Annotated in this window: 21 protein-coding genes and 2 tRNA genes; 14 read left to right on the forward strand and 9 right to left on the reverse strand. The window is 64.3% G+C overall.

From position 1 onward, the window contains the following. Nucleotides 1-30 precede the first annotated feature (30 nt). Nucleotides 31-321 carry a PRC-barrel domain-containing protein gene (locus ACSC1S_RS08710; protein ID WP_261651424.1) on the forward strand — a complete coding sequence of 97 codons (291 nt, stop codon included), beginning with the start codon at nt 31-33 and terminating at the stop codon, nt 319-321. Here ACSC1S_RS08710 and ACSC1S_RS08715 read toward each other — a convergent pair. Continuing rightward, a complete protein-coding gene (locus ACSC1S_RS08715) occupies nt 318-1769 on the reverse strand; it encodes a DHH family phosphoesterase (RefSeq protein ID WP_435318453.1) in 1452 nt (483 codons plus the stop codon). The genes ACSC1S_RS08710 and ACSC1S_RS08715 overlap by 4 nt on opposite strands. Nucleotides 1770-1998: 229 nt before the next feature. On the opposite strand from ACSC1S_RS08715, the gene ACSC1S_RS08720 reads away from it, so the two are divergent. Together ACSC1S_RS08720 and ACSC1S_RS08725 are read left to right on the forward strand one after the other, a co-directional pair. Beyond that, nucleotides 1999-2072, forward strand: a tRNA-Lys gene (locus ACSC1S_RS08720). 396 nt (nt 2073-2468) lie between these two features. After that, nucleotides 2469-3623 carry a hypothetical protein gene (locus ACSC1S_RS08725; RefSeq protein ID WP_435363972.1) on the forward strand — a complete coding sequence of 385 codons (1155 nt, stop codon included), beginning with the start codon at nt 2469-2471 and terminating at the stop codon, nt 3621-3623. Nucleotides 3624-4035: 412 nt separating this feature from the next. On the opposite strand, the gene ACSC1S_RS08730 is transcribed toward ACSC1S_RS08725, so the two are convergent. Continuing rightward, nucleotides 4036-4197 (reverse strand): hypothetical protein, encoded by a 162-nt coding sequence (locus ACSC1S_RS08730; protein WP_435363973.1) that lies wholly within the window; start codon nt 4195-4197, stop codon nt 4036-4038. Between the two features lie 96 nt (nt 4198-4293). Between ACSC1S_RS08730 and ACSC1S_RS08735 the strand changes: the two genes are divergently transcribed. Further along, nucleotides 4294-5238, forward strand: coding sequence for an ArsR/SmtB family transcription factor (locus ACSC1S_RS08735; protein ID WP_435363974.1), 945 nt, complete (start codon nt 4294-4296; stop codon nt 5236-5238). A 118-nt stretch (nt 5239-5356) separates the two neighbouring features. Beyond that, on the forward strand, nt 5357-5686 hold the full coding sequence (locus tag ACSC1S_RS08740) for a hypothetical protein (protein WP_435363975.1): 330 nt from the start codon (nt 5357-5359) through the stop codon (nt 5684-5686). A 186-nt stretch (nt 5687-5872) separates the two neighbouring features. Here ACSC1S_RS08740 and guaB read toward each other — a convergent pair whose 3' ends face one another. Further along, a complete protein-coding gene (guaB, locus tag ACSC1S_RS08745; RefSeq protein ID WP_435363976.1) occupies nt 5873-7360 on the reverse strand; it encodes an IMP dehydrogenase in 1488 nt (495 codons plus the stop codon). Between the two features lie 414 nt (nt 7361-7774). Here guaB and ACSC1S_RS08750 point away from each other — a divergent pair, with 414 nt between their 5' ends. The 8 genes from ACSC1S_RS08750 to ACSC1S_RS08785 all read left to right on the forward strand — a co-directional run bounded on the left by ACSC1S_RS08750 (nt 7775) and on the right by ACSC1S_RS08785 (nt 13585). Next, a complete protein-coding gene (locus ACSC1S_RS08750) occupies nt 7775-8554 on the forward strand; it encodes a DUF5794 domain-containing protein (protein WP_435363977.1) in 780 nt (259 codons plus the stop codon). 54 nt (nt 8555-8608) lie between these two features. Next, a complete protein-coding gene (locus tag ACSC1S_RS08755; RefSeq protein ID WP_435363978.1) occupies nt 8609-8836 on the forward strand; it encodes a DUF5795 family protein in 228 nt (75 codons plus the stop codon). Nucleotides 8837-8900: 64 nt separating this feature from the next. Next, nucleotides 8901-9080 (forward strand) — tRNA-Trp (locus ACSC1S_RS08760). Between the two features lie 134 nt (nt 9081-9214). After that, nucleotides 9215-9775, forward strand: coding sequence for a hypothetical protein (locus ACSC1S_RS08765; RefSeq protein WP_435363979.1), 561 nt, complete (start codon nt 9215-9217; stop codon nt 9773-9775). A 150-nt stretch (nt 9776-9925) separates the two neighbouring features. Continuing rightward, nucleotides 9926-10747, forward strand: coding sequence for an extracellular solute-binding protein (locus tag ACSC1S_RS08770; protein WP_435363980.1), 822 nt, complete (start codon nt 9926-9928; stop codon nt 10745-10747). A gap of 60 nt (nt 10748-10807) precedes the next feature. Next, complete coding sequence (locus ACSC1S_RS08775) at nt 10808-11320, forward strand: DUF7523 family protein (protein ID WP_435363981.1); 513 nt, start codon at nt 10808-10810, stop codon at nt 11318-11320. 46 nt (nt 11321-11366) lie between these two features. Continuing rightward, nucleotides 11367-12854: a cysteine--tRNA ligase gene (gene cysS, locus ACSC1S_RS08780; protein ID WP_435363982.1), complete on the forward strand. Its 1488-nt coding sequence runs from the start codon at nt 11367-11369 to the stop codon at nt 12852-12854. A gap of 83 nt (nt 12855-12937) precedes the next feature. Continuing rightward, complete coding sequence (locus ACSC1S_RS08785) at nt 12938-13585, forward strand: DUF6517 family protein (RefSeq protein WP_435363983.1); 648 nt, start codon at nt 12938-12940, stop codon at nt 13583-13585. Nucleotides 13586-13624: 39 nt separating this feature from the next. Here the strand turns inward: ACSC1S_RS08785 and ACSC1S_RS08790 are convergent, their stop codons facing one another. The 6 genes from ACSC1S_RS08790 to ACSC1S_RS08815 all read right to left on the reverse strand — a co-directional run bounded on the left by ACSC1S_RS08790 (nt 13625) and on the right by ACSC1S_RS08815 (nt 22958). Further along, on the reverse strand, nt 13625-15286 hold the full coding sequence (locus ACSC1S_RS08790) for a DUF7289 family protein (protein ID WP_435363984.1): 1662 nt from the start codon (nt 15284-15286) through the stop codon (nt 13625-13627). 357 nt (nt 15287-15643) lie between these two features. Further along, complete coding sequence (locus tag ACSC1S_RS08795; protein WP_435363985.1) at nt 15644-17302, reverse strand: DUF7289 family protein; 1659 nt, start codon at nt 17300-17302, stop codon at nt 15644-15646. Nucleotides 17303-17671: 369 nt separating this feature from the next. Continuing rightward, nucleotides 17672-19339: a DUF7289 family protein gene (locus ACSC1S_RS08800; protein WP_435363986.1), complete on the reverse strand. Its 1668-nt coding sequence runs from the start codon at nt 19337-19339 to the stop codon at nt 17672-17674. A gap of 221 nt (nt 19340-19560) precedes the next feature. After that, nucleotides 19561-20403: an enoyl-CoA hydratase/isomerase family protein gene (locus ACSC1S_RS08805; RefSeq protein ID WP_435363987.1), complete on the reverse strand. Its 843-nt coding sequence runs from the start codon at nt 20401-20403 to the stop codon at nt 19561-19563. After that, on the reverse strand, nt 20403-21287 hold the full coding sequence (locus ACSC1S_RS08810) for a 3-hydroxyacyl-CoA dehydrogenase family protein (RefSeq protein ID WP_435363988.1): 885 nt from the start codon (nt 21285-21287) through the stop codon (nt 20403-20405). Before ACSC1S_RS08810 ends, ACSC1S_RS08805 begins: the two co-directional genes overlap by 1 nt. 75 nt (nt 21288-21362) lie before the next feature. Continuing rightward, nucleotides 21363-22958, reverse strand: a complete 1596-nt coding sequence (locus ACSC1S_RS08815) for an alkaline phosphatase PhoX (RefSeq protein WP_435363989.1) — start codon at nt 22956-22958, stop codon at nt 21363-21365. A 163-nt stretch (nt 22959-23121) separates the two neighbouring features. Between ACSC1S_RS08815 and ACSC1S_RS08820 the strand changes: the two genes are divergently transcribed. Continuing rightward, nucleotides 23122-23577, forward strand: coding sequence for a DUF6069 family protein (locus ACSC1S_RS08820; RefSeq protein WP_435363990.1), 456 nt, complete (start codon nt 23122-23124; stop codon nt 23575-23577). Nucleotides 23578-23599: the final 22 nt, after the last annotated feature.

The raw sequence follows: 23599 nt of genomic DNA on the forward strand, positions 1-23599 counted from the left end.
ATTAAGACCCGTCTCTCCCTCAGGGTGGGTATGGACGGGACACCGCAAGAGATAACGAACCTCGTCGGCCGCGAGGTCTATTCGAACAACGGCGTCTTCGTGGGTGAAGTCGAGGACGTCCGTCTCAACATCCAGAACAGGGTCGTCACCGGTCTCGCACTGACCGAACTCAACCCGGAACTGTTCAACGGTCGCCTCAGCGGTGAGCGAGGCGTCCTCATCCCCTATCGGTGGGTGCGCGCGGTCGGGGACGTGGTACTCATCAACGACGTCATCGAACGGCTCAAGAAACCCGAACAGGAGGACGAAGTCGCGGTCTAACTGCCGTTTCCTGACTCGCCGCTCTCGACGCCCATCGCCTGGAACAGTTTTCGCTTCACCGCCTCTTCGGTGAGCTGCAACAGCGTATCGCGATTCTCGTCGTTCGTCTCGATACCCGTGAAGATACCGAGTGAGATCTCCGCGCTCGCCTGGGTGGAGTGCCCGGCGGCCTCGCCGATATCGCCGTAGGCGTCGGCGAGCACCTTGCCGATGTTCATCCGGATGTCCTTCGAGCGCGCCGCGAGGAAGATGGTGTCGTCGGCGATGCCGAACACCGCGGTCGTGGTGATACCCTCCAGATTGAGGAGGTGCTGGGCCGCCTGTGCGAGTGCCTCGCGGTCGCGGATGAACCCCGCGTTCGAGACGAGATGGCTGCCCTGTACCTCGCGATTCTGGATGGCCTCGGCGAGCACGTCCAGCGTCTCGGGGCTCATCGACGGCGACTCGACCTGTTCGAGCAGGTCGTGGTTCGCGAAGGGGTAGAGGTACGCCGCGGCGGTGAGGTCCGCCGGCGTGGTGTCGCGCTTGAAGTCCAGCGTCTCCTCCCGGATACCGTAGAGCAGCGCCGTCGCGACGGCCTCGTCGACCTTCATGTCGAACTCCTGGATGTACTTCGTCATGATGGTCGACGTCGAGGACATGTTCGGGCGCACGTCGAGGAACGCCGCGTCGAGGTCCTCGTCAGGCTCGTAGTGGTCGATGATGACGTCGACGTCCACGTCGACCGAATCGCCGCTCTTGGCGTGGTCGACGAGCGCCATCGTGTCGTACACCCCCTTCTCCTCGACGTCGGCCCAGTTCAACAACTCGATACCGAGCAGGTTGACGAACGCTCGGTTCTCCTGGTGTCCGATATCGCCGAGATAGCAGATGTCGGCCTCCACGCCGAGATGCTCGGCGATGGCCTGGAGTGCGGCTGCAGAGGCGATGGAGTCGGGGTCGGGGCTGTCGTGGGTGAGGATGGCGACGCGCTCTTTGGTGTCGGTGAGGACCTCCGCGAGCTGGTTCGCCTTGTACTCCAGTTCGCCGGATTCGAGCGAGCGCATCGCCGCGTCGGCGATGACCGACGACGGGTTGATGACCACGTCCGCGCCCATCTCGGTGAGTTCGTCCCCGGAGACCGGGTCCGACGCGCGCACGACGACGAACTGTTCGCCGCCTTGCTCCCGGATGTTCTGGACCGCCGCCTTGTTCGACTCGACGTCGGAGGCCATGATGAGGACCACGTCGCAGTCAGCGATGTCCTCGGCGACAGCCTCGTCACGGATGTCCGCCGTCTGTGCGTTGAGGTCCTGGTCGCGTAGCGCCTCGACGCGCCCCTCGTCTCGGTCGACAATCAGCACGTCCTTTCCCTGCTCGACCAGTTCCTCGGCGACGGCGTGGCCGACGCTCCCACACCCGAGGATGGCGTACTTCGACATCGAGGAGATGCTGACCCCGGTACTCATGTTGTCCAACACCTTTCGCCCGGGGCACTTAACGCTCCCGAACCCACCGGCTGACCGCGATTCCGGGGACTGTGGCGGGGTGCGAGGCCGAAACAGCCCCACCTGCCCCGCGGAACCACCTCGGCTCGTGCCTGGCGTCCCGCCGCCTGCATGTGGATGGAACACACTCACGAAGCAGGGTCGAATGATAACCCTTTTTAACTACCACCAGCAAGCATGGAATGCAGTTGGGCCGGTAGCTCAGTTAGGCAGAGCGTCTGACTCTTAATCAGACGGTCGCGTGTTCAAATCGCGCCCGGCCCGCTTTTCAGGATACAACAACGCGAGCGAAGCGAGCGTTCAGCATCCCGAAACGGGAGACTAGAGATTTGAACGCAGCGAGCAGTGCGCGGTTCGAGGATACGAGAACCGCGATGCGAACGGCGGAGCCGTGAGCAGCTTGCTGCGAGTGAGTGTTCAAATCGCGCCCGGCCCGCTTCTTCAACACTCGAAACACGTTCGAGCGTTGCGTGTCTTCTGGCACGCGTCCACGAGTACTTGCACTCGAATCGAGAGTCGATTACAGTGTTTTCGGGTGGTGAGTTGCCCACACACCGTGTTCTGCCCCAGTACGCACTGCGGTTCTGGTGTGCAGGAGGGTGTGGGCTGTGCTCACGGATTGCGTTAGAATTATGTCATTTGGGGCGCACTCTCAGTGCGATGCGCCGCCGGACATTCCTCATGGGAGTTGGTGTGGCCTCGACGGCTGGTTGTTTGCGTTTGCAGGACGGTGGTGCGACCGGCGAACGCACCGGGACAGCCACGCAGACCGACAGTACCACGACGACCACCCGCGAGCCAGCGTCTACGGCCGAGGAGACGACCACACAGGAACCTGCTGAACCCACCTTCCCGACCGGTCTCTCCGAGGACGGTGTCTCCGCTTTCCTGTATCCGACGCACCGACAGGCGCTGTATCAGACCAGCTACGAGGCTCAGTGGATAAAACGCGACCGTCGCAATTCGACGGTGAAATGGCAGAAGCAGTACCTGGGCGACCACGGAGAGTCGCTCGGAACCTGGCAAAACCACGACGGCAACCCGGTCCAGATGTACCGGACCGAGCAGGGTAACTACTGGCGGGAGGACCTCGGAGACAGGGTGACGTTCGGCAACGATATGGAGGACAGTGACCCGGCTCTCTGGGGAGAGGAGGTGCAGCCGTTGATTACCGCCGGTGACTGGAGTTCCCCGACCCGTGTCAACGAGACGCGACCAGCCATCTGGAAAGTCACGACGGAGACGGTGGGGGACGAATCCGTGCTCCCGGGCAGGAGCCACGGGCAACCGGGCGAGGTACTGTCGATTCCGTCCGCGGAGATGCACGTCGACGAACGGGGCGTGATTCGAAAGCTGGAGGCGAGCTACCGCATTCTGGACGAAGGAAGCGGTGAGTTCGAATACGATTCGCTGTACACCATCGACAGAGTCGGAGCGGTTTCGGTACAGGAGCCATCGTGGTTTGCGACGGCCAAGGAGGAGGTACCGGCGGTTACAGCCACGCTCACCGACGATACGCGATTCATTCGGTTCGAACTCGAATCCGGGAACCGGCTCGAACCCGGCACCAGGATGGTCGTCGACGTCGAGAACGGAGACCCCGGCTTTCACCTGCGTCTCGACGCACCAATCGAACCGAACACCCCCGTGTATCTGTACAGACCATCGGACGAACCAGCGTCGGGTGCGGTCGGGCGTCTCTCACACGGGTCTCGACCGACGGACGCGAATCCGGCACTCCTCGAACACTCCTACTCCTTCTACGCACGACGCCACGGGAACTTCTACTTCCACCGAATCAACGGGCTGCGGTGACTGCCCTCGATTCACCCTCACAGCCTGGCCTCGTGGTCGACGGTCGTCCATCGGCTGCACTCCCGGTGTGAGTGTTGCAACTGTCACTTCGCCGTGGGGTGGCTGGATACCCACGAGTCAGTACTCGTCTGGTCGAAAAGCGGGGCCGACCCGGGTGGGGTTGGGAACCCGGTTCGGCCCACGAAGATGGGATGGCGATGAGGGGACGGGTCACGCGGTGGGCAGGACGCGCGACCCGGTAACGTCGGCGGCCGTGGGGGGCGACGACTGACGGAGGGCCGGCCGACGCGCAATGCGGGGATGCATTGCAATTCGAAGTCGCCGGGCCATCGTAATGAGTTTTCTGCCACAGTGGATTGGCACGGCGGCCCGATGGCTCACTGGTTCTGGGTCGCGGAAAGATGGGTGGGTTTCAGTCGTCCTGGCCGATGGGTTCGATCCGTTCGCTGCCGCACCTGGGGCAGATACTGTACGCCGTCTCGTACTCGTTCTCACAGAACTGGCACCGGAATTCGGGCGTCGGCTCGGGGCTGTCGGTTCGGAACGCGTTCTTTAGCGAATCGATGACACTCATGCAGGTCCGGTTCGAATTCGCAGCCATCCATGATAACTGTTACCGCTCCACATGGGCTGCGATACGCCTTTGCTGCGCACCGACGTCCAGTGGAGCATGGTCGAACAGCGGAACGCGTTCGAGGGGGAGACGACCAGGGTGGAGGACGTGCTCCGACCGCTCGCGAGCGACGTTCGCCTGCGTATCGTCAGGGCGCTCATCGGGTCACCCGGCAAGACGCTGTCGTACTCGGACCTCCAGCGGGCATCGGGCATCAAGGACAGTGGCCAGTTCAGCTACCACCTCCGCCAGTTGCAGGGACAGTTCGTCACGCAGACCGACGACGGGTATCGGCTCCGGTACTCCGCGGTCGCGCTCTACCAGGCGCTGCTCGCGGGGACGGCGCTGGGAGAGAACGAGCCGTGGACCATCGAGACCGAGAGCCCCTGCCCGGCCTGTGATGGCTTGCTGGAGGCGCACTACTGCGACGACATGCTCACCATCTCCTGCCCGGACTGTCGGCACTTCGTCCACCACGTCCCGTTCCTCCCGGGCGGGGCGGAGGGAAAGTCCGACGCTGGCCTGTTGCAGACCTTCGACCACCAGACCCGGTCGATGATCACCTCGGCCGTCTCGGGCATCTGCCCGTACTGTGGTGGCGAGATGGGCCACGAATTCGTCGAGCGGGACTGGACCGAGGAACACGTGGAGGAGGACACGACGCAGTCGGACGACACCCCGGCACGACCGAAGGCGGTCCCACACTGCGACAACCTCGTCCACTACCGCTGTGACCGCTGTTCCGGCGAACTCCGCACGAGCGTGGGCGAGACGCTGCTCGGCAAAGCCCCGGTCGTGGCGTTCTACTACGACCACGGCGTCGACGTGAGCGCAGTTCCGTCCTGGGAGCTGGCGTTCTGCGTCGACCGCGACGCGGTGACGACCCTGTCGAGCGACCCCTACGAGTTCGGCGTCGCCGTGACTCTCGGCGAAGAGACCCTCTACGTGACGGTGGACGAATCGCTCTCGGTGGTTGAGGCGGAGCGGACCCGGGCGGCCTGAGTCAGGTCCCGGGCTGATACATCGGCTGTGAAGAGAATTTCAGTTGCCGTTCTGTCTGAAATGTTCTTCAGAATACACTTTTTGCCGCAGGTGTGGTACGTGGTAGTGGTGAACACACGTGAGCAACGAGACCCTCGATATCCTGCCGGCCGAGGCCGATCCCGTCGTCGAACTCGACCCGATCGCCGACCCAGAACCCGCCCCGGAGCCAACGCCGTCCGCCGTCCCGGACATCCAGGAACCGTCGTGGCAGACCGACCTCGCGGCACTCGTCGACAGCCTCTCCGTCGGCCGTGTCGTCCTGGCCATGCTGCTCGCCCTCGAGTTCCTCTGGCTGGCGTGGTTCGTCACGCCCGCGCTGGGAATCGTGGTGGCGTTCGGGTTCGTCGTCTCGCTGCTGCTGGTCGTCCCCTACGTCGCGGTTCGTATCGCTGGCGACAGTCTGTAGGCCGTTTTTCTCGTTGTTTCTGGCTGGCTGTCAGACCACTGTGGCCGATTTCGACGCCATCACCTGTGCAACGCGTCCCATTGATTCGAGGCAGAAACGGGTGCGACCGCCGCAGAAACAGAGTAGTGTTCGCCCCCTGTGAGGCGGGCGGGAAGGACCGCGAAGACTGGTTTGTGAAGACTGGTTTCAGTCGGGCTGGTAGTTCGGTGCTTCGTCGGTGATCATCACGTCGTGGGCGTGGCTCTCGGTCTGGCCTGCCGCGGAGACGCGAACGAACTCCGAGCGCTCTTTGAATTCGGGGATGGTTTCGGCACCGACGTAGCCCATGCCGGACTGCATCCCACCGACGAGCTGGTGGAGTTCCTTGCTCAGCGGCCCCTTGTACGGGGTCGCGGCCTCGACGCCCTCGGGGACGTAGTCCTCGTCCTCATCGTCGTCCTTGAGATAGCGCTGGCCGTCACCGGACTGCATCGCGCCGACGCTGCCCATGCCGCGGTACTGCTTGTACTTCTTGCCCTGCATCTTGACGACCCTGCCGGGGGCCTCGTCGGTCCCCGCGAAGTACGAACCGAGCATCACGGCGTCCGCCCCGGCCGCGATGGCCTTGATGGCGTCACCGGAGTACCGGATACCACCGTCTGCGATGACGGGCACGTCGTGGCGGGTCGCCACGTCCGCGACCTCGGAGACGGCGGTGATCTGGGGCATGCCAGAGCCGGAGACGATGCGGGTCGTACAGATGGAGCCCGGGCCGATGCCGACCTTGAGCCCGTCCGCGAAGTCGATGAGGTCCTCGGCGGCCTCCCGGGTCCCGATGTTCCCGACGACCACGTCGGCCTCGACGTTCTCCTTGATCTCGCGAGCGCTGTCGATGACGTTGAGGTTGTGCGCGTGCGCGCAGTCGATGAACAGGACGTCCGCGCCGGCCTCGTCGGCCGCGATTGCACGGTCGACCTCGAACGGGCCGACGGCCGCACCGGCGATGAGACGCCCGTCGTCGTCGCGGGCCGCGTTGTCGTACTCGCGGCGCTGGAGGATACCCTGCATCGTGACGAGCCCGATGAGTCGATTGTCCTCGTCGACGATGGGGACGCGCTCGATCTTGTGCTCGTACATCAGTTCGAGACCTTCGCGTGCGTTCAGCCCCTTCGGACCAGTGATGACCTCCTCGGTCATGGCCTCGCTGACGCGGTCTTGCTCACCGACCTCGAGGTACGGACGGATGTCCGTCCCGGAGATGATGCCGAGAACCCTGTCGTCATCGTCGACGACGGGGGCACCGTTGACGCCTTCGCGTGCCATCATCGCGTCGACCTCCTCGACCGTCTGGTCGGGGTTCGCCGTGACGACGTCGCGGATGATGAGTTCGTCGGCGCGCTTGACGCGCTCGATGTGGGCCGTCATCTCGTCGACGTCGAGATTGCGGTGGATGACGCCGAGCCCGCCGTTACGAGCCATCGCGATGCCCATGTCTGCCTCGGTGACGGTGTCCATCGCGGCCGAGAGAACGGGAACTGGAAGCTCGACGTTCTTCGACACGCGAGATGTCAGGTCGGCTTCGTCGGGTTCGACGCGGCTCTCTTTCGGTCGGAGTAGCACATCGTCGAAGGTCAATGCCTCTGGTACGCGGAGTTTCTCGGAGAATCTGCCGTCCTCGTGAGCGTCCTTCGCCATATAAGTGGTCCGCACGAGTGCCACTAAAGCGTTCCGAGACAGTCGCTCCGTGCCGTTCCCTTTCACACCTCTAGACCCCGACAAGAGCAGTGGACAAAGATAGGCTCTCTCGGGTAAATATGCACATCGGCTACGGAGCGTAGCGCGGGTTTAAAAAGGTCCCAGTATATCGTTGGCGTTTGGCCACTCGTCTCACACAATCCTTATCAATTCAGGGGTCTGTGATGTGAGTATGAACTCCGCCACGGATTTCACCACGCGAACGTTCGCTCAGGTTCGAGACGACACCGCACGTTCCCTGGCGGAGACATTTACACTCCTTCGGCCCACCAAACGGTTCGCCGACGCCCCCGCATCGCGTCGCCACCGTTCCCACCCCGGGGCCACGGGTCAGGCCCAACCACCAGCTGATCGATGAGTACGTCACGCCATCCCGTCGCGCTTCAACTGGAGGGTATCGTCGGCGGAAAGACGCGACTCCTCGCGACCGTCATGGGCCTCTCGCTCGTCGACGGTATCTTCCCCGCACTCGTCCTCGCAGGGGCGCTCGATACCACTATCGGAATCGTCCAGGTCGGCCTGCTCGTCTTCGGCGGCAGCGCCACCGTCGCGGTCATCCTCGCCGAGATGGACGGCACCCACCGCCAGATAATCGCCAGCGTCGCCCTCGTCGGCGTCGGCGTGGTCGTCCTCGCCGCCATCGAGGCCGCCATCGCCCCCACCATCGAGAGCATCCTCAACCCGCACAGGTTCGAGCGCGCCGCTGCAATCGTCATCGCCGCCGTCGCCGCAAAGACCGCGTCCGCCCGCGTGGGCGAGTACCTCCCCCGGCCCGCAGTGGTCGTCGGCATCGGCCTGCTGGTCAGCCTCGACCTCTCGAACCCCCAGCTCGCGCTGGCGACCGACCTGTCCCTCGTCGCCAGGGCCGCCGCCGCGGCCGGCGTCGGCGCGATCTTCGCCCTGCTGGTCGCCATCGCGGGCCCGCAGCTCCGCCAGCGCATGGACGTCGACCGCTTCCGCTTCGGGAGCGCGGTCGCCCTCGGCCTGCTGGCGCTCTCCATCGTCGGCATCATCGAGGTGAACTCCGCCCCGCTCGCCGTCATGGCCGTCTCGGCCATCCTCGCGCTGGACCCCAGCGCCGGCGACGGGCAGCCGGTCGACACCCCCACCGAGCACGCCGACGCGGCCGACTGAGCGCTCCGCTGACTGACCGGAGGGCTTACGGCTTTCCGGCGTTCCGTTTCCACCATGACAGGCAACCGCGTCGTGGAGGGTCGCATGGTCACCCCCAAGAGCCTCGCCGAACTCGTCGAGGGAGAGTCCGTCATGGAAGCCGAGAACATCGAAGACGCCGACCGGGAGTGTCCCGACTGCGGCGGCGACGTGCTCTCGGTCGTCTACATGCCGAGCGTCACCGAACTCGTCACCGGCTACAAGTGCCAGGAGTGTTCGTGGGCCGACGACGACCGCGACTGAGCAGTCGTTCGAATCAGTTTGAATCGAAACCCCTTTAGTGCGAACCGCCAAACGAGAGAGCGAAGGGGACGTGGCCAAGCCAGGCATGGCGACTGACTCCAGAGGCCACGCGCCCGGGACGAAACTCCAGCTGATATACCGAGCGGCCGACTGATCATCGGTTCGCGACGACGACCCTCTGGAGTTCCGAGGCGCACACACCGGAGATATCAGTCGATCGGGGGTTCAAATCCCTCCGTCCCCATTTTCTCGAATCAACACCGAGTCAGCGACGGCTGCTGCTGCTGCCCCGAACTCGGAGCCGGCAGGCGCATCCGATAGTATAAACTGAGTAAACAGTCCCAGATATTAATTGGTTTTCAACGACTGGTCGTGGATATGCAGAGACGAACGGTCCTGCAATCCGTGGGGGCATCGCTCGCGAGCATACCACTCGTCGCATCGGCAGGGGCAGCTAACGAGGGTGGAAAGCAACCCGTCGGGGGGACGCTGCCGAACGAGAACGCACCCGTGCAACAGGTGTCCGCGTTCCCATCGGGGGAGCGAACGGTCGAGGCCGGTCAGTTCCTGCGGCTGGAGAACGGGTGGGTGTTCTTCGACCTCTCCGACGAGAAGATCCGCGAGTTCTTCGAGAAGACCCGACAGACGTTCAGGTTCGACGGACAGCGCTTCGTCCTCGACAGTTACGAGGAGTGGGAGGAGTACGCGGTCGAGGGGACCGAGGACCTGTTCCTGTTCACGCACACCGATACGCCGAAGGGGGTGGGCGAGCGCTTCGAGGTGACCTGGGACGTCGTCTACACCGACGCGTACTACGACCCCATCCGGGACATCCAGTACGAGCAGGGCGAGCGAAGCGTCAACTTCCCGTTCCAGAGTCGGTACGAGGTCGTCCCAAAGGACTCAGGAGCGGCAGGGGCGGAAACGGGACGCCGCTGAAGGCAGAACACCACCCGATTCTCCGGCGAGACGGCCGGTAGCCTGTACTGTTATCGGACCAGTGTCGACTCATGCAGCCGATTCCAATCTTCCGAGAATAGAAACCAGTATTCATTACGCTACCACCGGAAGGTTCGCATAGACAGTTACATGCCGACGCGTCGCAGGACCCTCCAGGCACTCGCCGCGGCCGGGGCCACGGGTATCCTCGGAAGCGCAGCCTACAGCCAGCTCTCGGCCTCCGACGACGCACCCACAGCCCTGGTCGCGGGCTCCCTCCTCACGGTCGCTTCCAACACCCCCGGCGCGAGCATCGAGGCCCACGGCTCGGCCACCGTCGCCCAGCTCGTCCGCGACGACCTCCGACACCCGGACGCAATCGCACTCGCAGACCCGGCGCTCTTCCGGGGAATCACCAGGGAGTTCACGCTGTTCGCGACGAACGCGCTGGTGCTGACCTACGACCCGAAATCCGACCACGCAGAGTCGGTCCAGGAGGACTGGCGCGAGGCAGTTCGTAATCCCGAAATCAAACTCGGGCGGACCGACCCGAAACTCGACCCGCTGGGCTACCGGACCGTGATGGCGCTGCAACTCGCCGAGGGACTCGACACCGACACGGTGCTCGACGAGTCCCGCATCTTCGCGGAGACCGGCCTCCTGAACGCGCTCGAAGCCGGTGGCATCGACGCGGCGTTCACCTACCGGAACATGGCGGTCGAGCGCGGCCTCCCATACGTCGGCCTCCCCGACCGCATCGACTTCTCTGACCCGATGCGGCGCGAGACCTACGCGAGCGTCAGTTACGAGCTGTCGGAACAGACCGTGCAGGGCGCACCCATCCGGTACGGGGTCGCGGCGCTCACGCCGGCCGGCGAGTCGTGGGTCCAGACCCTCGTCGGCGAAGAGCGCCGCCTCGAACGGGCCGGGTTCACGATTCCGCGGAGCTATCCCAAGCTGGGACGGCCGTAACCGAACGACTGCGGCCCGGCGACCGCGTCGTTTATCCCGCCCGCAGTCTCGTTGTGGGGTATGACGCTGGCGAGGGAGACACGCGACGCGGCCGACGAACATCCGTTCCTGCTTTCAGCCCTGCGAGCGGGTGTGGTGAACTATTCTGCGGCCGCCCGGTTTCTGTCGGTCGACGGGGAGGCAGAGGCGGTGGCGACGGCACTGCGACGCTACGCAGATGCCCTGCCAGCGTTCGAGACCGGCAGCCGGGACGTCCGTGTCACCATGCAGAGCGGTATCGGCCCGGTCCCGGAGGAGGCCGATGCCGAGCCGTTGCTTCGGGTGAGCGAGCAGGGGTACGGGAAGACAGCCGGTGGTGAGTCCACCGCCATCCTGGCGACGGGAGCGGTCGACGCGGCGTTCTGCCAGCAGGCGCTCGGGCAGCTGGAGACCGACGACGTGGGCGTCGCCGCGCTCGGGTTCGACGGGGGCGCACTCGTCGTACTCGTCGGCCGGCGGGAGGCCGCCAACGCGCTCCGGGCCGTCGAGGCGGCTGCCGAGGCCGTCCGGGAGCCAGCGAGTGACACGCCGTGACCAGTCACCGTATGCATTAAAAGGACTGCCGGGGAAAAACAGGGTAATGACCCTGTACGTGTCGAACACGTTGACGGGCGAGAAGGAGGCGTTCGAGCCACAGGACCCCGAGGATGTGCTGCTCTACTACTGTGGCCTCACCGTCTCCGACCCCGCCCATCTCGGCCACGCCCGCGGCTGGGTACACGTGGACGTGATGCACCGCTGGCTGGAGCACCTGGGCTACGGCGTCCAGCACGTCGAGAACTTCACCGACGTGAACGAGAAGATTGTCGCCCGCGCGGGCGACCCCGAACTCGGCGAAGACGAAGCCGAGGTCGCAGAGCACTACATCCAGGACGTGCTCGACGACATGCGCGGGCTGAACCTCAAGCGCGCCGAGGTGTACCCCCGCGTCACCGAGCACATCCCGGAGATCATCAACCTCATCCAGACGCTCATCGACCAGGAACACGCGTACGAGTCCAACGGGTCGGTGTACTTCGACGTCACCACCTTCGAGGACTACGGCAAACTCTCCGGGCAGAAGGTCGAGGAGATAGAGGAGCAGGGCGACCCCGACGAACTTGCCGAGAAGCGCCACCCCGCGGACTTCGCACTGTGGAAGGCCGACGGCGTCAAGCCCGAGGCGGTCCGCGAGCACCGCAAGGAAGGCCATCCGCTGGGCGAGGACGAGTGCCCGAGCGGCCAGACGTGGGACTCGCCGTGGGGTGAGGGCCGGCCCGGCTGGCACATCGAGTGCTCGGCGATGTCGATGACCCACCTCGACTCGACCATCGACATCCACGTCGGCGGGATGGACCTCGTCTTCCCCCACCACGAGAACGAGGTCGCCCAGAGCGAGGCCGCGACCGGCCAGCAGTTCTCGAACTACTGGCTGCACGTCCGCCTGCTGGAGACGAAGGCCGAGAAGATGTCCTCCAGCCTGGGTAACTTCACCACCGTCGCCGACCTGCTGCGCGAGGAGGGACCGAACGTGGTCCGGATGCTCCTCGTCTCGACGGCGTACCACAACAAGGCGGTCTTCAGCGACGAGACGCTCACCGAGGCCAGAGAACGCTGGGAACGGCTCGAACGCGGCTACCGCGCCGCGGTCGAGGCCTGCGATTCCACCGCGGCCCGGACGAAGGTCGACGACCGCGACCTGAAGTCCGCGGTCGAGCGCACCCGCCGCGAGTTCGCGGAGGGGATGAACGACGACTTCAACACTCGCGAGGCGACGACGGCCCTGCTCGAACTCGCAACCGCGGTGAACAGGCACCTCGCCGACCGCGACGAGTACGACTACCGCGCCCTGCACGATGCCATCGACACGTTCGAGGAACTCGGTGGGGGCGTTCTCGGCTTCCAGTTCGGTGCCGAGACCGGCGGCGAGGCGAGTGTTGCCGACGAGGTCATCCAGCTGGTCCTCGACGTGCGCGAGGCCGAGCGCGAAGCTGGCAACTACGACCGTGCCGACGAGCTCCGGGACGAACTCGAAGCGATGGGTGTCACTGTCGAAGACACCGACGACGGCACTTCGTTCCACTACTGAGGGCAGCGCGAGGGGTCGCCGAGGGTCGACCCCGAGCATGATAGGCGGACAGACTTTTATCCCCTGCAGAGTGACCGACGGGTATGAAGCTGACCCGACGGACGTTGCTGGGCAGTGCCAGTGCAGGAATCGCGGCGACAGCCGGATGTCTCGGCATCCTCTCTGGAACGAGCGAGTTCGCGGCCGACCAGGCCGCCGTCGACGAGCAGGTCGCCAGCGACACGAACTACGTCAAGCAGGAGCCGAAAGAACAGACCATCGAGAAGACGTTCTCCGCGGCGGGCCAGGAGAAGACGGTGAAGGTGACGAACTGGGTCACCCAGTACTACAAGACGCTCGACCTGCCCATCGCGTCGAGCCAGAAGGCGGGCGTGTTCGCGCTCATCTCCTCACCGAAGGTCGAAGTCGCCGGGCAGTCGTTCAACCCCATCAAGGACTGGGACGAGCGGAAGCTGGCGAAGCAGATCCAGTCGCAGTACGAGGGCTTCTCGGTGGGCCAGCAGGTCGACGAGTTCGCCGTCCAGATACTCGGCTCCGCGAAGACCGTGACGAAGTTCGAGGGGACCGCGACCCTCAGCGGGAACGAGGTCGACGTGTACCTCCTCCTCACGGGCGCGGTCGGCCACGAGTCCGACTTCGTCGTCCCGATGGGCATCTACCCGCAGGAGATCGACGAACAGGCCAACGTCACGAAGCTCATGCGGAATCTCGTGCATCCCGCGGCAGAATAAGCGCGTTTCTCCGTTCGATTCGACTACCGCGATACCCGATCAGGCGTCAGCGGCGTGGACCGACGAGGGTGCGAGCACGATACGCTCGTCGTCTTCACCGTCGTCGAGTTCGACCTCGTGGAGCGAGACGTGGAGGAACGTGATCGGCGGCGGGAACAGCTGGTCCTCGATCTGGAGTGAGGGTTCGACGTCCTTGAGATCCGGGTCGTAGATCAGGTCTGCGTCCTGTTCGATGTTGGTCGGCCCGCCGATGATGGCTCCTTCGACGTGGGCGCTCCCACCGACGATACACACGTCCCACCCCTCACACTTGGTCTCGCTGGAGAGCGCGGCTGCGTTCGTCTCGGTTTCGTTCACCGCGGGTGCGTCACGGGGTGCGTAGATAGTTCCGTAGAACTGCGTCGAAGAGCCGCCACCACCGGTGATCGCGACCTGCATATCGGAGGTGCCGTAGATCTGCAGCCGCTCGGACTCGTTCGCGATTCCTGCCTGGCCGTTTCGAAGTCCGAAGTCCCCGTTCATGTATATCCGCAGAACGTGGTCGTCCGTCGGGTTCTCGAGTTCGAGGTCGGCGCTGTCGAGGGAGATACTCCCGTTGATAACGAGACTGATGTCACCGTCCTCGAGGTCGGCCCGGACGTCGTTGCTGGAGAGGTCGATATCCCCGTCCAGGTAGTACGTGTTGCCACCTTCCATCGTGATGTTGTTACCGGGATTGTTGGGGGTGATGACCGAACTGTTGTTCCGTGCCCCCTCGATCTTGAGTTCGATGGCCGGGTCGAGCTCGTAGAGCCCGGATTCGATGTTGGGCATCGTCGACCCGATGATCTCACCGGCCCCGTTCACGTTGATGTCACCTTCCGCGCGCACGGGCCCCTGGATGGTCGCGTCCCCGTTCTGGACCATGACGTCACCTTCGTCGCCGCCGGTGGCGTAGACGCCCTGTCCGAAGTCTCCGTTGAGGATCGGCCGCCCGAGTTCCACGGTCACCGTCTGGTTCGAGTGGTACACGGTCACGGCCCGTTCGCTTGTGTGGTCACGGAGGTACTCCGCCCAGCCGGCATAGTACTCGCTGTGGATCTTGACGGTGACCATTTCACCCTCGACGTAGCCGACGCGGTTGATCGGCGACATCGTCCGGTTCTTCCGGATCTCGACCACGCCGGAGCTGATGCGTTTCTCGCCCGAGACGATCGGAATCGGGAGGTTGAGCGTGCCATCGCGGTAGTAGAACGACGGTGAGGAGACCATCCTCGCGTCGGCACCGGTACCGCGCCAGACGCCGCCCGCCTGGTAGGCATAGACGGTGTCGCCGCGGCGGTATTCGATGGACCCGAAGGATTCGTTCGCGATGTCGATGTTCTGGGTGTACACCTCGATACGCCCAGTGTCCTTCCGGTGGATCGCGCCTTCGCGCGTCCGGATGTCGAAGTCGGTCACCTCGTTCGCGCCCTCGCCGAGCGCGACCGACCCGACGTTCTTCTTGAGTTCGATGAACACCTGCTCGATACGCTGTGATTCGGTGTCCTCTTTGGTTTCTTCGAGCGTGAGCCCACCGATGACGATGATAGACACTGCACCGATGCTCACCAGTCCGATGAGCAACACCACCGCTAACAGTGCGCTCTGCCCTCGTTCGTTCGGTTCGTGTGTCCCCCCGGACGACGTGTCGTCTCCCCCCCTCGCGGAGAGACGTCTCATACAGTTTCGAGTAGTCACCAGAATATAAATAAGAATTGTAAGGTCTGCCTTAGGTGTGGAGTAAAACTATGCTCTTGAAAATATAACATAGGTGTATTTTTTTAAGAAACAATAGCTCAGAATCGTGTAGAGATGTTTTAAAGCCTCAGAGACCATTGGTGATGGGTGATGCTTAATCGGCCGTAAGTTTCAATAGTATAATCATATCTCGCTATCCAGTTCGCGTATGAACGTTGTGGCCACTATGCGGTCAATGGACACTCATCGCAGTAGTCTTCGGGAAAGGCCCAGCCGGTGAAGTAGTGGTCCGAATGGCGTCCGGAGAACAGCTCGAACCCGGTCCCCAACTCGGGTAGCCTATCGCTGCAGTGGCGGGCGATGTGCCGCCGGTGCGAGCACGATGCGCTCGTCGTCGTCGTCGTCCAGTTTGACGTCGTGGACGGAGACGTGGAGGAACGTGATCGGCGGCGGGAACAGGCCGTCTTCGAGCTGGAGGGAGGGTTCCGTGCTCACGAGGCTCGGGTCGTGGGTCAACCCGGTACTCGACCCCACGTACGTCGGCCCGGCGACGATGGCACCCTCGATGGCGCTGTTCCCCGTTGCGATGCAGACGTCCCAGCCGTCGCACTTGCTCTTCGTGTCGATGGTCGCGACGTTGGTCTCGCCCGGGTCGAGCGCCGGATCGTCCCGCGGTGCGTAGATGGTCCCGTAGAACGCGGTGCTCCCGCCGGTGAAGCCGACCTGCATGTCCGAGGTGCCGTATATCTGGAGGTACTGCGCCTGCCCGGTGAGACCGGCCTGACCGTTCTTCAGGCCGAAGTGGCCGGTACTGTACACGCGGAAGGCGGTCCCCGGGCTCGCGTTGTGTATCTCGATGCCGCCGTCCTCGAGGGCGATGCTCCCGTTGACGATGAGGGTCACGTTCCCGTCCGCGAGGTCGACCTCGATGTCGTTACCGCTCGAGACGATGTCGGAATCGACGTAGTAGGTTTTGCCCTCGTCCAGTTCCTCGGTCAGTGGGTTGGGCCGCGGCTTCGACCCGTTCTGCTTCGCGCTCTCGACCATCCGGTCGATCGCGGGGTCGATCTCCGTCAGATCTGCGTTCACGTTCGACTCCTCCGAGCCGTTTATCGAGTTGTTCTTCTTCTTGTCGATGTCTCCTTCGGCCTTCACCGGGCCCGTGATTCCCCCCGCGTTCCCGTTGGCGTCGACCTTCACGTCACCGTCGGCACCACCGGTGGCGTACACGCCCTGGGCGAAGTCGCCGTCGATGAGCGGTCGACCCAGTTTGACGACGACCGTCTGGTTTGCCTCGTCGACCGAGACGGCCACATCGTTCGTCCGCTCCCGGAGGTACTGTGCCCAGCCGGCGTAGTACTCGCTCTGTATCTCGACCGTGACGAGCTTGCCTTCGACGTAGCCGACGCGGTTGATCGGCGAGCGCGTCCCGTTCTTCCGGAGCGTGATCTTCCCACCAGCGAGGCGGTCATCGCCGGAGACGGTCGGAATCGGGAGGTTGAGTGTGCCGTCGCGGTAGTGGAACTGTGGGGCAGCGACCATCATCGCCTCGTCACCGGTACCCCGCCAGACGCCGCCCGCCTGATAGGCGTACACCGTCTCGTCCTTGCGGTACTCGATAGACCCGAAGGTCTGGTTCGCGATCTCGGTGCCGTTGGCGGTCACGGTGATTCGCCCGGTGTTCTTGCGGTGGACAGCTCCCTCTTTGGTCCGCAGGGCGAAGTCGACCTGACCGGAGCCGTCGTCGCTCAACGCCACCGAGTCGACCGTCCGGCCGAGCTCCAGGAACGCGTACTCGATTCGTTTCGTCTCGGTCTCGGATTGCTGTTGCTCGAGTGTGAGCCCACCGACCACCAGGATGGACACGACACCGATGGTGACGAGCCCGATCAAAAGCACCATCGCTACCACGGCCGTCTGGCTGCGGTCCGTGTGTGGCGATGAACCGGTTCGACGTCCCCCTCGTGGTTTCCCCCCCGACGTGGTGGGACGTATCATCGTAACAGGAAATGCACCCGACACGTAAATAGAAATCGATTTTTTTACCCTACTCGAACGCAAGAACACCTTGAAATGTTATTAATTGATTCCGAATCTTGTAGTATAAATGCGCTACAGCACCTCTCGTGGCGATAGACCCATCTGGAGGGATTCCTCCGAAGGCCCTCGTTCGGCCACAAGGTACTTTTGTCTCACGACGTCGTTCGTGACTGACGTCCGAACAGTTCGTCGGTGCTCGTCCTCACGATTTCAACTACTCAGCGCGATAACATTTCGTCCGACGGACTGCGTCACGCCTGTCGGAACGAAGTGGTTCAGGCCGTTCGAAAAGAGACGGGGTTCGTCAGTGAGGGCGCTCGTAGAGGCTCAGCTCGTTGCCGAGACCACTGCACTGTCGGCAATGAGGATACGTTCGTCGTCCTCACCGTCGTCGAGTTCGACCTCGTGGACGGAGACGTGGAGGAACGTGATCGGCGGGGGGAACACGCCGTCCTGAAGCTGCAGGTCGGGATCGAGCGTGGAGAGACTCGTGTCGTAGGTCATCTCCGTGTTCGTGTTGAGCTTGGTGGAGCCACCGACGATCGCCCCGACGATATCTGCGTGCCCCGAGCTGAGGCAGACGTCCCAGCCGTCGCAGGTGTTCCCGTTCTTGAAGTGGTCGTAGGCAGTGTTCGGTTCGCTAGAGTTGACCGCGGAATCGTCACGTGGGGCGTAGAAGGTGCCGAAGAATTCAGTTCCGTTCCCACCAGTGATGTAGACCGTACTGTCCGACGTCCCGTAGAGCTGGAGTCGCCTGGACTCGTTTTCGTACCCGACCGAGCCACCCGATTGACCGTAGTGACCCGTCATGTAAACCTTGAACGAGGCGTTTCCGGACGGATTGTCGATATCGAGTTCGTCGCCCTCCATGTACAGACTACCGTTCAGGATGAGGGTGACGTTGCCACCGCTGAGGTCCACGTCTACATCCGAGCCACCAGTCGTGATATCAGAATCGACGTAGTAGGTCTCGCCGCCGTCGAGCGTCGTGTTCAGGGGGTTGACCGTCTGGATGGACGTGTCGTTCCGGGCCGTCCTGACTTTGGTGTAGATCACGGTGTCGATAGCAGTGAGACCCGAGTCGACGTTCTCCTCGGTGGCACCGGTGATGTCCGACCCGTTCGAGATGTCGCCCTCTGCCCGGACCGGACCGTCGATCTGTGCGTTCGAGTGGTTGGCGGCCACGGTCCCGCCACCACCGCCGGTGGCGTACACTCCCGAGCTGAAGTTGGTGTCGGCGACCGGTCGGCCCAGCTTGACGATGACCGTCTCGTTCGCTTCGTCGACCTTCACCGCCACGTCGTTGGTCCGGTCACGGAGGTACTGGGCCCAGCCGTTGTAGTACTTGCTCTCGATCTCGACCGTGACGAGCTTCCCTTCGACGTAGCCGACGTTGTTCACCGGGGCCTTCGTCTGGTTCTTCGATATCTCGACGACGCCGGAGGAGAGTTCCTCCTCGCCGGTCACCGTCGGGATGGGGAGGTTGAGCGTCCCGTCGCGGTAGTGGAACTGTGGGGCCGCGACCATCGTCGCGTCGGCACCGGTGCCACGCCAGACGCCACCGGCCTGGTAGGCGTAGGTGCTGTCGTCACGCCGGTACTCGATGGAACCGAAGGACTCGTTGGCTATCTCGCTCCCGTTGGCGAAGACGGTGATGCGACCGGTGTTCTTGCGGAACACGGCGCCTTCCTTCGTTCTGATGTCGAAGTCGATCTCGCGGGTCGACCCACCGCCCAGGGCGACGGTGTCGACGCCTTCGTCGAGCTGGACGAAGACCTGCTCGATGCGCTGGTCTTCGGCGTCGTCTTGCGATTCCTGGAGTGCCACGCCGCCGAGGACGACGATCGAGACCGTCCCGATGGCCACGATGCCGACGAGGAGGATGACGGCCATGACGGCCGACTGCCCTCGCTCTGCCCGGTGAGTCGCACCACGGCTGCCATCGAGTCTCCTGGCCCCAGCAGGGAGACCGTCTGTCAGGGAAGCTCCTCTCATCGTTCACTGCATTGCAGTCCGTTAACATATAGGGGGATTACGGTTATGGACCGTTTTCGCCGTTCACGTGGGCGTGGGCGCACCCGTGCTTTCACGCGACGTGCGCAGAAAGGAATGTTTAGAATCGCTTTTGAACGGTCTCGAGCAGCACTGAACGATTCAACTGGCTCACACGAATCGTGTGATGAGGTACCAGATAACGTGGTGTTCCGCTTCCGACGTCAGCGTGGCTGCCACTCGGGCTCGCGGTCTTCGAAGAACGCGTCGATACCTTCGTTCTTGTCCTCGTTAGCGAACAGCAACGCGAACAGCTCGGCCTCGTACTCGATGCCCTCCTCCAGCCCCATCCGGGAACCCGCCTTCACTGCCTTCTTGGCGATCTCCAGGGCGAGCGGGGACTTCGACGCCATCTTGCCCGCAAGATCGTACACGCGCTCGTCGAGGTCGTCCTCGGGGTACACCTCGTCGACGAGGCCGATGTCTTTCGCCTCCGTGGCGTCGATGAGTTCACCCGAGAGGATGAGTCGCATCGCCTGCCCCTCGCCCACGAGCCGGGGCAGACGCTGGGTCGCACCGCCGCCGGGCATGATGCCGAGGTTGATCTCGGGCTGGCCGAGCTTCGACCCCTCCTGGGCGATGCGCACGTCACAGCCGAGTGCGAGCTCCGACCCGCCGCCGAGGCAATGGCCGTTGATACGGGCGATGACCGGCTTCTCCAGGTCGTCGACGTACTCGTACACGCGGGGGCGTTTCGAGGCGTCGCGCTGCTCGATGGCGTCGCGCTCGCGCAGTTCCGTCACGTCCGCGCCCGCGACGAACGAACTCGACTCGTCCGAGCCGGTGAGGACCACGACCCGGACCGCGGCGTCGGATTCGACCGCGTCGAGGACCGCCTTGAGTTCCCGGCGGAGCTGGGCGTTCAGGGCGTTGCGGGAATCGGGTCGGTCGAGAACGATGGTCGCGACGCCTTCGGCGTGGTCGCCGACCGTGACGGACACGAGTTCACAGTCCTCGGCCGCGGCGAGTACGTCGTCGGTCCCTGTGTCGGTCGACTCCTCACCCATCAGTCGTCACCCCAGTTGCCGCTCGTGCCCACTATCTCGCCGTCTTCCCAGACGTAGAAGCCCTCGCCGGTCTTCTTGCCGAGCTTGCCGGCGCGGACCTTCTGCTTGAGCAGTTGTGGCGGCCGGAAGCGCTCGCCGAGTTCCTCGCGCAGGTACTCGAGGATGTCCAGGCGCACGTCGAGCCCGACCACGTCACCGAGTTCGATGGGGCCCATCGGGTGGTTGTAGCCGAGTTCCATCGCGGCGTCGATGTCCTGGGGCGAGGCGACGCCCTCCTCCAGCATCCGGATGGCCTCCACCCCGAGGGAGACGCCGAGACGCGAGGACGCAAAGCCCGCGGAGTCCCGCACCGTCACTGGCTCGCGGTCGATGCCGTCGACGAACGACTCGGCGAACGCGACCGTCTCCTCGCTGGCCTGCTCCGGCACCACGATCTCGACCAGTTGCATGATGTGGACCGGGTTGAAGAAGTGGAGTCCGACGGCGCGCTCGTCGCGCTCGAGCGCACTGGCTATCTCGGTAATCGAGAGCGAGGACGTGTTCGAAGCGATGACGGTATCGTCGCCCGCGAGGGCCTCGACGTCCTCGAAGGTCTGTTTCTTCAGGTCCATCCGCTCCGGGACCGCCTCGATGACGATGTCGGCCCCGGGGACCGCGTCCGCCAGGTCGACCGCGGTGTCGATGCGGTCGAGTGTCTCCGCCATCTCGGCCTCGGTGACCTTCCCGCGGTCGACGCCACCCTGGAGGTTCCCCCGGATGCCGTCGAGGCCGTTCTCGACGTACTCTTCTTCGATGTCGCGCATCGTGACCTCGTGCCCGGCCATGGCACAGACCTGTGTGATTCCATGTCCCATCGTCCCTGCGCCGAGTACACAGACGTTCATGACTGATACCGCTCGGTCGAGCGTCGTAAGCGTTGCCGCTTCGGCAGCACAGCGTGTGTATCGGTGTGGTGCGTGCTAACTATTGTCTGGGTCGAACAGCCAGAGCTGGTTCGGCGCGTGGGGGCCGTCTTCACCGATGAGGACCCGGCCATCGGGGAGGACGACGATGTTGTCCGGCCCCCAGAAGGTCGTCCGCGAGCCGACCGCCGCCGGCTCGACTCGCGAGATGTCGAAGTCGCCGTCGAGCTGTGCACAGTACAGCACGCCGTAGGGGAGCCGGTTCAGGGAGATCTCGTCGCGAGGGCGCGCGTTCGCCTCACTCACTTCGTTCGACAGCATCGTACCCTGTACCGACGACACGGCGATGTAGAGGAAGTCACCGGGTATCGCAGCCGGCCGGACGTTGATGCCCTCCATCTTGTTCCACTCGGCGGTCGCCCCCTTCGCGACGGCTGCGCGGCGGGATTCGAGGAACGCCGCGCGGTCGTCGCGGCGGTTGCCTGCTGCCCATTCCTGGACGTCCTTGCGGGTGATGTACCGGCCGCCGGGCCCCTGCCCGTCGTACTCGGCGACCCACGACGCGATCTCGGCCTCGGTCCCGTGGGCCAGCCGCAGCCACTCGATGTCGAAGCCCACCTGCCCGGGGTCGCTGCCCGAGTCCTGCGTGAGCCGGGCGGCGAACAGGGTTCCGGCGGAGAGGTCCCCCGGGCTATCGGCGACGAACTTGAACAGCACGCCGCCGGCCGCGTCGTCGCTCAGGTAGACGGTGCGCTGGTCGGGCATGACGACCGCGTTCTCGTGGGAGAACCGGCCGAGAGCGAAGCGCTTCTCGATACCAGGCGTCCGGGCGAGCGGGTCCGTCACCTCGACGATCCAGCCGTACCGGTACGGGTTCCCGGGCCGGCCGAGGTAGCGCTCGACCGACTCGTGGGCGTCGCGCCAGGTCGCGCCCGCGTACCAGTTCGCAGCCGGCGGTTCGTACTCCTCCGAGAGCAGCGGGGTGCCCCACGGCGAGACGGTCCCGAAACAGGTGTTCCACAGGCCCTCGACCGGGCGGAGGTCGAGGTTCTCGCCGCCGCGGACCGTCCACCCCTCGGCGGTGTTCTGGAGATGTAGTCGACTGACTGCCGCCGGAATCTGCTCCCACGCGGTGTAGAGGTAGCCCTGGTTCCGGTCCCCGGGGAACGGCACGAACCCGTTGAAATCGGGCTGGCTCGCGTCGGTCAATTTCGTGCCGTCCGTCGCGTACGTGATGCCGAGGCCCTCCCCTGACGCGGTCTTGTCTCCCCCGTTGACCAGTACGCGATGGGTTCCGAGGCAGGACCGGAACGTCCGCTTCCCGTGCCGGGTCCAGGGGTAGGTGAGCGCGTCGACCTCGTCGGGGAGCGCCGTCACGTCGACGCCCTCGAACACGCCGACCCCACCGCAGTCGTACGGTTTCTCGTTCGTCGAATCGGGATGGGCGACGTTGCAAAAGAGGGTCCCGTCCCCGGTGGCGAACAGGCCGGTGAACTCCGCGCCGATGACCGTCGTCGCCACTCGCGTCACCGACCCGGTAGCACAGTCTCGGCGCGTCAGGCTGTCGCCGAGCACACCACCGCCGATGCCGAGGGCGACCGCACTCGCCCCGAACAGGCCGAGGCTCTGTCGGCGCGTGAGTTCGCGGCCCATAGTCTCTGAGTGACGTAGGCACGCAGGGGTGATTACCTCTCGGCGACCCCGTGACCACCCGGGAACGTGCTGCCTACCGGGAAACTTCGGGGAAGGGAGTATCCACGGAGTTCGCGGCTCCCCTGAGACGTCACGTTATCTCGCCAGCCCGCGTATGTGTCGTATGCGCCTCGACTTCGCACTTACCGCCGTCCGCCGGTCAGTCGCCGTCTACGGGTTCCCGGTCCGCGTCGCCCTCGTCCTCGTGTTGGCGATGGTCGGCAACGCCATCCTGCTCGCCATCGCCCAGTCGCTATCGGTCGCCCCCGGCTTCCAGCCACTGGCGTACCCGCCGGTCCTGTTCCTGACCGCGGTCGGTGGCGCAGGGGCCGCCGTGGTCTACTGGGGGCTCACCCGGCGCGTCGAGGACCCCGAGCGAACGTTCACCCGCATCGTCGTCGCCGTCCTCGCGCTGTCGTTCATCCCCGACTTCGCCCTGCTCATCGAGGACCCCAACGCGACCCCTGCTGGCGTCGTCGTCCTGATGGCGATGCACGTGGTCGTCGCGGTGGCCTGTGTGGCACTGTTCCCGGCCCAGCAGGTAGTGGTCGAGCCCGAGGCTGAGGCGGCTGCCGAGTAAGCGAGAAGGACGCAAGAGGAAC

Source organism: Haloarchaeobius pelagicus, from assembly GCF_051207375.1.
In the GTDB taxonomy this organism is placed as follows: domain Archaea; phylum Halobacteriota; class Halobacteria; order Halobacteriales; family Natrialbaceae; genus Haloarchaeobius.

What these genes read in the sequence shown, in the direction of transcription:
- ACSC1S_RS08710 (WP_261651424.1), top strand. Translation starts at nt 31, where the DNA reads ATGGACGGGACACCGCAAGAGATAACGAACCTCGTCGGCCGCGAGGTC.
- ACSC1S_RS08715 (WP_435318453.1), bottom strand. Translation starts at nt 1,769, where the DNA reads ATGAGTACCGGGGTCAGCATCTCCTCGATGTCGAAGTACGCCATCCTC.
- ACSC1S_RS08725 (WP_435363972.1), top strand. Translation starts at nt 2,469, where the DNA reads ATGCGCCGCCGGACATTCCTCATGGGAGTTGGTGTGGCCTCGACGGCT.
- ACSC1S_RS08730 (WP_435363973.1), bottom strand. Translation starts at nt 4,197, where the DNA reads ATGAGTGTCATCGATTCGCTAAAGAACGCGTTCCGAACCGACAGCCCC.
- ACSC1S_RS08735 (WP_435363974.1), top strand. Translation starts at nt 4,294, where the DNA reads ATGGTCGAACAGCGGAACGCGTTCGAGGGGGAGACGACCAGGGTGGAG.
- guaB (WP_435363976.1), bottom strand. Translation starts at nt 7,360, where the DNA reads ATGGCGAAGGACGCTCACGAGGACGGCAGATTCTCCGAGAAACTCCGC.
- ACSC1S_RS08750 (WP_435363977.1), top strand. Translation starts at nt 7,775, where the DNA reads ATGAGTACGTCACGCCATCCCGTCGCGCTTCAACTGGAGGGTATCGTC.
- ACSC1S_RS08755 (WP_435363978.1), top strand. Translation starts at nt 8,609, where the DNA reads ATGACAGGCAACCGCGTCGTGGAGGGTCGCATGGTCACCCCCAAGAGC.
- ACSC1S_RS08765 (WP_435363979.1), top strand. Translation starts at nt 9,215, where the DNA reads ATGCAGAGACGAACGGTCCTGCAATCCGTGGGGGCATCGCTCGCGAGC.
- ACSC1S_RS08770 (WP_435363980.1), top strand. Translation starts at nt 9,926, where the DNA reads ATGCCGACGCGTCGCAGGACCCTCCAGGCACTCGCCGCGGCCGGGGCC.
- ACSC1S_RS08775 (WP_435363981.1), top strand. Translation starts at nt 10,808, where the DNA reads ATGACGCTGGCGAGGGAGACACGCGACGCGGCCGACGAACATCCGTTC.
- cysS (WP_435363982.1), top strand. Translation starts at nt 11,367, where the DNA reads ATGACCCTGTACGTGTCGAACACGTTGACGGGCGAGAAGGAGGCGTTC.
- ACSC1S_RS08785 (WP_435363983.1), top strand. Translation starts at nt 12,938, where the DNA reads ATGAAGCTGACCCGACGGACGTTGCTGGGCAGTGCCAGTGCAGGAATC.
- ACSC1S_RS08790 (WP_435363984.1), bottom strand. Translation starts at nt 15,286, where the DNA reads ATGAGACGTCTCTCCGCGAGGGGGGGAGACGACACGTCGTCCGGGGGG.
- ACSC1S_RS08795 (WP_435363985.1), bottom strand. Translation starts at nt 17,302, where the DNA reads ATGATACGTCCCACCACGTCGGGGGGGAAACCACGAGGGGGACGTCGA.
- ACSC1S_RS08800 (WP_435363986.1), bottom strand. Translation starts at nt 19,339, where the DNA reads ATGAGAGGAGCTTCCCTGACAGACGGTCTCCCTGCTGGGGCCAGGAGA.
- ACSC1S_RS08805 (WP_435363987.1), bottom strand. Translation starts at nt 20,403, where the DNA reads ATGGGTGAGGAGTCGACCGACACAGGGACCGACGACGTACTCGCCGCG.
- ACSC1S_RS08810 (WP_435363988.1), bottom strand. Translation starts at nt 21,287, where the DNA reads ATGAACGTCTGTGTACTCGGCGCAGGGACGATGGGACATGGAATCACA.
- ACSC1S_RS08815 (WP_435363989.1), bottom strand. Translation starts at nt 22,958, where the DNA reads ATGGGCCGCGAACTCACGCGCCGACAGAGCCTCGGCCTGTTCGGGGCG.
- ACSC1S_RS08820 (WP_435363990.1), top strand. Translation starts at nt 23,122, where the DNA reads ATGCGCCTCGACTTCGCACTTACCGCCGTCCGCCGGTCAGTCGCCGTC.